Raw genomic sequence first — 1,145 nt, forward strand, 5'->3', positions numbered from 1 at the left:
GACGTTGATCGAGCGCTCTGCGACATCGCGGCCGAGCACGGCAACCTCGACCCGGACGCGGCCACGGCCTACGTCCAGTCGCTGAGCGCGGACAAGCGCTACCACCGCGACGTCTACTAGTCCGCCCCACTCAACCCGTAATACGGCGGAAACGCGGGACACCCGCGGCTGAAACATCGCTGTCGCACCATGTGCTCAACAACCGGTGCGTACTCGATGAAGGGGTGTCCGCATGGCAAGTGACGACCACCCGGGCGACCAGGAATCGCCGATCGAGCAAGTCGCTTGGGCGGGATTGCCCATCAACCTGGATTTTGCGTTCTCCCAGGCGCAACGCGACAAGGTCTACGTGCAACACCTCACTCGCCAGCGCTGGCGCGCATTACGCGCACGGGCACGCGAGCGCGACGCCGCCGCGGCATACCAGCCGGTGGATGCCGAGGCGGGCTAAGCCTCGCTTCAGCTCCCACCCCATGCCGACGGCCGACCGTACCCGGCGACCACGACGGTGCGGTCCAGGCTGTTGTCCGATCCGCCAGATCCCCTGTCATCGTTAATGTTCCGGTTGTTGACCATGTCAGCCGCGCGCCATGCAGCGGCTAGGGCAACGCGCTGCCGGTAGAGCAATGCCGGTTACCGGGTTGGCAAACGAACATGCGGCAGTACAACCGAAATCATGAGGCACAAGTGAGCTGAGCAGGCGGCAATGGGCGGTGCCCTATAGTGGGGCTATGCACCAGGCCATACAGCCGCGCTTTGTCCTCACGCGCCGCCTCGCCGTGGAATGTTGTTGTTGCTGCTGTCGTTGATTTCTTGGCGCATTCTGTCCCACTAGAAATCTCGGTACGCAAATACCTTGCCATCACCGACGACCCCGACCATCGCCCACCATGCAACCGCCGAATCCGGACTCATAGGAACATTTCCAGTGCCAATCCCGTTGATGCCCAGCATATTCGACATCACCTGGTCGGCCGATGAGTCTTGTATCGATATCGTGGAGGAATTCTCATGAGCATCGCCGAGGACATCACACAGCTCGTCGGAGGCACGCCGCTGGTCCGGCTCAACCGGGTCACCGACGGCGCGGGCGCAGACGTTGTCGCCAAGCTGGAATCGTTCAACCCGGCGAACAGCGTGAAGGA

At 62.5% G+C, this 1,145-nt stretch carries 2 protein-coding genes and 1 pseudogene; all 3 read left to right on the forward strand.

Annotation, left to right across the window (positions count from 1 at the left end; all coding sequences use genetic code 11):
• Positions 1–232: 232 nt before the first annotated feature.
• Positions 233–451: a hypothetical protein gene (locus tag ACZY0B_RS27595; protein WP_463767396.1), complete on the forward strand. Its 219-nt coding sequence runs from the start codon at positions 233–235 to the stop codon at positions 449–451.
• Between the two features lie 280 nt (positions 452–731).
• The gene (locus ACZY0B_RS27600) at positions 732–809 is read left to right on the forward strand and encodes an Rv2334A family Cys-rich leader peptide (protein ID WP_463767397.1); all 78 of its coding nucleotides are present in this window, start codon (positions 732–734) and stop codon (positions 807–809) included.
• Between the two features lie 202 nt (positions 810–1,011).
• Positions 1,012–1,145 (forward strand): annotated as a pseudogene (locus tag ACZY0B_RS27605) (cysteine synthase A); the annotation flags it as partial.

The sequence above is a fragment of the Mycobacterium sp. IDUB_19 genome, from assembly GCF_055419445.1.

Coding starts and splice junctions, on each gene's coding strand:
- ACZY0B_RS27595 (WP_463767396.1), top strand. CDS start 233: ATGGCAAGTGACGACCACCCGGGCGACCAGGAATCGCCGATCGAGCAA.
- ACZY0B_RS27600 (WP_463767397.1), top strand. CDS start 732: ATGCACCAGGCCATACAGCCGCGCTTTGTCCTCACGCGCCGCCTCGCC.